3 protein-coding genes and 1 pseudogene are annotated in these 3,220 nt (G+C 61.1%); all 4 read left to right on the top strand.

Annotation, left to right across the window (positions count from 1 at the left end; genetic code table 11):
- A pseudogene (locus tag EN991_RS28915) lies at positions 1 to 185 on the top strand (carbohydrate kinase); the annotation flags it as partial.
- Complete coding sequence (locus EN991_RS28910; RefSeq protein WP_127370030.1) at positions 182 to 1,699, top strand: glycerol-3-phosphate dehydrogenase; 1,518 nt, start codon at positions 182 to 184, stop codon at positions 1,697 to 1,699. The pseudogene EN991_RS28915 and the gene EN991_RS28910, both read left to right, overlap by 4 nt.
- Positions 1,699 to 2,637: a TIM barrel protein gene (locus EN991_RS28905; protein ID WP_013533069.1), complete on the top strand. Its 939-nt coding sequence runs from the start codon at positions 1,699 to 1,701 to the stop codon at positions 2,635 to 2,637. The genes EN991_RS28910 and EN991_RS28905 overlap by 1 nt, the downstream gene beginning before the upstream one ends.
- A 57-nt stretch (positions 2,638 to 2,694) precedes the next feature.
- On the top strand, positions 2,695 to 3,220 hold a 526-nt coding region (locus tag EN991_RS28900), incomplete at its 3' end, for a triose-phosphate isomerase (protein WP_164769437.1).

Here is a 3,220-nt window from a genome sequence, read left to right as displayed (position 1 = left end):
GCGTCTACGGCTCCATGGAAGACTGCGCCGCCGAATGGGTGACGCCGCTTCTCGGCGACTGCGATGCCTATGACGAGGCGCGTTCGCAAACATACGATGCGCTCTTCCCTTCCTTCGTTGCGGCGCGCCAGGCGCTTCGGCCGGTGTGGAAGGGCATGGCGCACCGCACAGGAGCAAGATCTTGAGCAATACAACAGATGTCGTCGATCTCTTCGTGATCGGCGGCGGCGTCAATGGAGCCGGCATAGCGCGTGATGCTGCAGGTCGTGGCCTGTCCGTCATCCTGTGCGAAAAAGACGATCTCGCGCAAGGCACCAGTTCGCGCTCCGGCAAGCTGGTGCATGGCGGCCTGCGCTACCTCGAATATTATGAGTTCAGGCTGGTTCGCGAAGCGCTGATCGAACGCGAGGTGCTGCTCGAGGCGGCGCCGCACATCATCTGGCCGATGCGCTTCGTTCTACCGCACAGCCCGCAGGATAGGCCGGCATGGCTGGTCCGGCTCGGGCTGTTTCTCTACGACCACCTTGGCGGCCGCAAACGGCTGCCTGGGACAAGAACGCTGAACCTGAGGACCTCGCCTGAAGGCGCGTCGATCAAGGACGAATTCAAGCGCGGTTTCGAATATTCCGACTGCTGGGTCGACGATGCGCGCCTGGTGCTGCTCAATGCGCTCGATGCAAGGCAGCGAGGCGCCAGAGTGCTCACGCGCACCGCCTGTGTCGCGGCGCGCCGTGAAGGCGGACTGTGGTCGATCGACATGCAGGATGGCCGCACGGGCGCCGTCACGAAAGTCCGCGCGCGCGCTCTGATCAACGCAGCAGGTCCCTGGGTCAACGACATTGTCAGCCGCGTCGCCGGGCAGAATTCGACGCGCAATGTCCGGCTTGTAAAAGGCAGCCATATCGTCGTGCCCAAATTCTGGGAGGGGCGGCAGGCCTATCTCATCCAGAACAACGACAAGCGGGTGATCTTCGTCAACCCGTACGAGAACGATCTGGCGCTGATCGGCACGACCGACATTCCCTACGAAGGCAGGCCCGAGGAAGTGGTCGCCGAGGCCAGCGAAGTCGACTACCTGATCAAGGTGGTCAATCGCTATTTCAAGCGGCAGCTGACGCCACAGGACGTGGTCTACAGCTTCTCCGGTGTGCGTCCGCTCTATGACGACAATGCCGACAATCCAAGCGCGGTGACGCGCGACTATATTTTCGAACTCGACGCCTCCAACGGCAACGCACCGCTGCTTTCGGTGTTCGGCGGCAAGATCACCACCTTCCGCAAGCTGTCGGAACACGCGCTGGAAAAGATCCAGCCATTCTTTCCGACGATGAAGAAAGCCTGGACGGCCAAAATTCCCTTGCCGGGGGGCGACCTGCCCAATGCGGACTTCGAGCAGTTTCTGAGCGATCTGCATGTCGAATTTTCATGGCTCAGCCCGTCGTTGGTGAAGCACTACGCTCGAAGCTACGGCACCCGCGCCAGGCAATTGCTCGCCGGCGCGCAAAGCGAGGCTGATCTCGGCCGACGCTTCGGTCCCGATCTGTATGAACGGGAGGCAAAGTTCCTGGTCGAGACCGAATGGGCTGGCACATCAGCCGATATACTGGAACGCCGCACAAAGCATGGCCTGCATATCAATGCGGCCGAGCGGAAAGCATTCGAAGATTGGTTCGGTAACATCATGGCGACGGCGGGCTGATGGCCTTCACGCTTTCCCTCAACACCAATCCTCTGGTCAATCGCTTCGCCGATCCAGACGATTTGATCGACGCGATTGCTTATGGCATCGGCATTCGCGACGTGCAGTTGACGCATGAATTCGTCAATCCGGGCTGGCCGGCGGCCACGATTGCCAAATTCCTGCGCCTGTTCAACAGCGCGCTTTCGCGGACCGGTGTCAGGATCACCTCCGGCATGACCGGACCTTATGGCCGGCTCAACCATTTCGGCCACCCGGACGCCGACGTCCGGCGCTACTATGTCGACTGGTTCAAGACCTTCGCCGACATTTCCGCCGAACTCGGCGCGCCAGGCATGGGCACGCAGTTCGCCATCTTCACCTACAAGGACTTTGACGATCCGCAACGGCGGGCAGCACTTCTCGATATCGCGCTCGAATGCTGGCGCGAGGTTGCCGAACACGCCAGGGCGGCGGGGCTGACATACCTGTTCTGGGAGCCGATGTCGGTCGGCCGCGAGTTCGGCCACACGATCGAAAGCTGCGTCACGCTGCAAGGCGCCATCGACGCAGCGAAGCTGCCCATACCGATGAAGATGATGGTCGATATCGACCATGGCGACGTGACCTCACCCAACCCTGCCGACACCGATCCCTACGCCTGGGCGAAAGCGTTTCCATTGCAATCTCCGATCATCCACATCAAGCAGTCTTCCATGAACAAGGGCGGCCATTGGCCGTTCACGGCCGCCTACAACAAGGATGGCCGCATAGTGCCGCAGAAGTTGCTGGACGCGGTTCGGCAGGGTGGCGGAACCGACAACGAAATTTGCCTTGAACTTTCCTTCAGGGAGAGGGAACCAGTCGACCATCAGGTTATCGAGATGATCCGCGAGTCGGTGGATTTCTGGGCGCCTTACGTCGACAGTGGCCGCGACAGTCTCAAGCCTCGGACTTGAGCGAATACGTCGCCCGGAAGCCGGCTTCGGCCGCAAGAGTATCGAAGGAGAAAAACAATGGCCCCATATTGGGTCGGCACGAGCTGGAAGATGAACAAGACGCTTGCCGAGGCGTTGCTGTTCGCCGATGCGTTGGCCGCCTTCGTGCCTGGTTTCGATCAGGCGATACAGCCTTTCGTCATTCCGCCGTTCACCGCCGCGCGCCAGGTCAAGGCGGCACTGGCCAACACCCGCGTGAAGGTAGGTGCCCAGAACATGCATTGGGCCGATGCCGGCGCGTGGACGGGAGAGATTTCGCCAGTGATGTTGAAAGACTGCGGGCTGGATGTAATCGAACTCGGCCATAGCGAGCGCCGGGAGCATTTCGGCGAGACGGATGCGACTGTCGGACTGAAAACGGCAGCTGCTGTCAGGCACGGTTTCGTGCCACTGATCTGCGTCGGCGAGACGCTGGACGAGCGTGAATCAGGCCGCGCCGAGGCGGTGCTGACGGCACAGGTTCTCGGCGCGCTGCAGGAGCTGAGCGGCGATCAACCGAAGGCGGAAATCCTCTTTGCCTACGAGCCTGTCTGGGCGATCGGGG

The organism is Mesorhizobium sp. M7A.F.Ca.US.005.03.2.1 (assembly GCF_003997795.1).
In the GTDB taxonomy this organism is placed as follows: Bacteria; Pseudomonadota; Alphaproteobacteria; order Rhizobiales; family Rhizobiaceae; genus Mesorhizobium; species Mesorhizobium ciceri.
The sequence above is the reverse complement of the archived record's forward strand: the minus strand, read 5'-3'. Positions and strand labels throughout refer to the sequence as shown.